The following is a 3,508-nucleotide window of genomic DNA, read 5'->3' as shown; positions in this document are numbered from 1 at the left end:
CCTTTGTTAACTGGATATGTTGTAAGCCAGTAACAACATATCCAGTTAACAAAGGTTTAGCTTGTATAAAAGGAAGAAATATAGCTTATCAAAATTCCATGGAGCATAGAGTTAATTCACCATTATTAAGAGATGAAAATGGAAAAATGAATCCAATATCTTGGGAAGAGGCGTATAAAATTATTGCAGAAAAATTTAGTTATATTAATAATAAATATGGAAGAGGATCTTTAGCTTTTTTAAGTACAGGCCAAATCCCTTTAGAAGAAATGGCAATTTTAGGGTATGTAGGAAGATTTGGAATGGGAATGGAGGGAGATGGAAATACAAGATTATGTATGGCAACAGCAGCAGTATCTTATAATCAATCTTTTGGATTTGATGCCCCTCCTTATTCTTGGAATGATTTGATGACAACAGAGTTAGCTATTTTTATAGGAGCGAATCCTGCTATAAGTCATCCAGTTCCATGGTGGAGATTGAGGAAAGAAAATAAAGAAGCAGAGATAATAGTTATTGATCCTAGAAAAACAGAAACAGCAAAAGCTGCTAATATGTGGGTTCCTGTAAAATTAAAAGGAGATTTATGTTTACTTTATACTTTAGCTAATTATTTAATTGAAAAAAACTATATAGATGAAGAGTTTGCTAGAAATAAAATAGACAATTTTGATGAGTTTAAAAAATTTGTATCAGAGTATACTTTAGATAAATTAGAGGATAATTGTGGGATAAAAAATAATATATTGATAGAATTAGCAGAAAAAATACATAATAAAAAAAAGGTGTCATTTTGGTGGACAATGGGTGTAAATCAAAGTTATGAGGCAACAAGAACAGCAGAAGCAATAATAAATATTTGTTTTTTAATAAAAGCTATTGGAAAAGAGGGGTGTGGACCAAATTCCTTAACAGGGCAGTGTAATGCAATGGGATCTAGACTTTATAGTGCAGAAACTTGTCTTTTTGCTGGAAGAAAATTTAATTTAGAAAGTGACAGAAAAATAATAAGAGATATTTTAGAGATACAAGACGATATAATTCCAACAAGAGCAACATTAGCATTTAATGAAATTATTGAAAAGGTGGAAACAAAAGATATAAAAGGTCTTTGGATAATAGCAACTAATCCAATGGTATCTTATCCACATAATACACTTATGGAAAATTTTAATTCAAAAATCGATTTCTTAGTAGTACAAGATATATATTATGATACGGAGACAGCAAAAGAAGCAGACTTGTTTTTACCAACAGCAACATCTCTGGAAAAAGAAGGAACTTTTATAAATACTGAGAGAAGACTTGGAGCAGTTCAAAAAGTGGTCGAGCCTCCTGAAGGAATAAAAAGTGATTACGAAATAATATTAGAAATTGGAAAAGCTTTAGGGTTAAATGATAAATTAAAATTAGATAAATGGAAAACTCCTAAAGACGCTTTTAATTTGATGAAGGCTATATCTGAAGGGATGCCATGTGACATAACAGGAATTGAATATGACAATTTAAAAAATAGTAATGGAATTCAATGGCCTTTAAGATTTAAAGAAAGTTTAGAAAACGATTATAGAATATTATTTGAAGATTATAATTTTTATACAGAAAATAAAAAAGGAAAATTTATATTTGAAACTCCGCAAGAATATCCAGAGATTCCAAATGAACAATATCCATTTTATTTAATTACAGGGAGAGGAGGAGTAGGACTTTGGCACACATTAACAAGGACTAGAAATATGCCAATAGTACAACATACTTATCCAAAGGAGGATTATTTATTAATAAGTCAGCAAGATGCAGATAATTTAAAAATAAAAGATGAGGATTTAGTTCTAGTATCATCTAAAAATGGAAATTGTAGTATAAAAGTTAAAATAAGTGATGAAGTAGTAACAGGACAAGTTTTTATATCTATGCACTATAATGTGGCAAATAGATTAACAGATTCTTTATATGATCCATATTCAAAAGAGCCATCTTATAAATATGCAACAGTATCTATAAAGAAGATTTAAGTTTAAATTAGGAGGTTTTATGGCAGATAATAGTTTAATAGAAAAGTTGAAAAAGTATCCTTCGGGAGCTTCAGCTTTAGGACTAGGTATAGTGGGTCTAGGTTCCGCATGGGAAGGGATTGGATTTAAATATGGAGAAATAATATTTATAATAACAATTTTAGCATCTTTAATTTTAGTTGTTACTTATATTTCAAAAATTATATTTTGTTACAATTCTTTTTTAGATGATATACAGGATACTATGAGAGGAGCTGTAGTTACCTCATTAGATATGGCAATTTTGATAATGTCAACATATATATATAGATATAATGCAGAAGTTGGAAGAATGATTTGGTTTATAGCTTCTTTAGTTCACTTACTTATTTGGTTCACATTTACATATTATAGAATTAAATTGGGAAAACTTTTGGAGTTTCATTTTGGCTGGTTTGTAACTTATGGAGGAATAATAACAGTAGCTGTAACTGCTAAAAATATGGGTTTTGATCCTTGGGCTAAATCATTTTGGTGGATAGGACTTATTTCAGTGATAGTATTATTACCGATTATAATAATACGAGGAATAAGATTAGGATTTGAAAATAAATATAAAATTACCATTCCTGTAGTAGCAGCTCCGGTAAATCTTTTATTAGCAGGATATTTGAGTGGAATATTTGAAGTTAATCAGACAGTTGCATGCTTACTAGCAATAGCAGCTTTTACAGGAACTTTTACGGCTTGGTTAGGAGTTCTTAGAGCTAAAATATTACCGTTTGCACCAACATTTGCAGCGTTTACATTCCCATTGACAATTAGTGTTACTGCTGCAACTAGATTTGGCAAATTATATCCGAGCTTTTCTTTTATAGCTTGGATTGAAATTGCTGTAACAACAATATCTGTTTTATATACAATTTTTAGATTTTCGGAATTTTATTTTTTTAAGAAAGATTAAAAGAGGATGACCTAAATTATACTAGGTCATCCTTTCTCATTATATCAATTAATTTTTCAAAAATATTATCAATATCATTAATATCTATAATATCTAAATGTTCTGCATTTTCAATAAAATTTAAATCACTTACTAAAAATTTCAAATTATTTTTATTTGATTGACTAGTATTAGATATTTCTTTACGAATGACTTCTATTTTAGGATAAGTACTATTTTTAAAGCCTTCTAAAATTATAAAATCATAATTTTTGAAAAAGTCTAAGTAGAAACTCAAATTTTTTTCAATAGAATTTTCTAAAAACATATATTTACTTTTTGAAAAAATAAGTGTTCCTAGAGCGCCTGACTTTATATGTTTATCAGTATCTGAATCAAGATTATCCATTTGAAAATCATGACCATCATGTTTGATAGTTCCAACTTTAAAACCATTTTCTACAAATTTTTTTAAAAGTTTTGTTATTAAAGTTGTTTTTCCAGAATTTTTAACCCCAGAAATTGCAAAAAAATTAGTTTTTTTACTTTTAATTAAGGTGTTGTAATCTTC

The 3,508-nt window shown here is 28.5% G+C and carries 3 protein-coding genes; 2 read left to right on the top strand and 1 reads right to left on the bottom strand.

What is annotated here, in order from left to right; all coding sequences use genetic code 11:
- Positions 1–2,015: molybdopterin-dependent oxidoreductase (locus Q0V08_RS11120; protein WP_297434774.1), on the top strand; the 2,015-nt coding region annotated here is incomplete at its 5' end.
- Between the two features lie 19 nt (positions 2,016–2,034).
- Positions 2,035–2,958 carry a hypothetical protein gene (locus tag Q0V08_RS11115; RefSeq protein WP_297434772.1) on the top strand — a complete coding sequence of 308 codons (924 nt, stop codon included), beginning with the start codon at positions 2,035–2,037 and terminating at the stop codon, positions 2,956–2,958.
- A 16-nt stretch (positions 2,959–2,974) separates the two neighbouring features.
- On the opposite strand, the gene mobB is transcribed toward Q0V08_RS11115, so the two are convergent.
- The coding region (gene mobB / locus Q0V08_RS11110) for a molybdopterin-guanine dinucleotide biosynthesis protein B (RefSeq protein ID WP_297434770.1) at positions 2,975–3,508 on the bottom strand (534 nt) is incomplete at its 5' end.

It is taken from the genome of uncultured Cetobacterium sp. (genome assembly GCF_947038635.1).
In the GTDB taxonomy this organism is placed as follows: Bacteria; Fusobacteriota; Fusobacteriia; order Fusobacteriales; family Fusobacteriaceae; genus Cetobacterium_A.
This window is presented reverse-complemented; position numbering and strand designations above follow the sequence as displayed.

Coding starts and splice junctions, on each gene's coding strand:
- Q0V08_RS11115 (WP_297434772.1), top strand. CDS start 2,035: ATGGCAGATAATAGTTTAATAGAAAAGTTGAAAAAGTATCCTTCGGGA.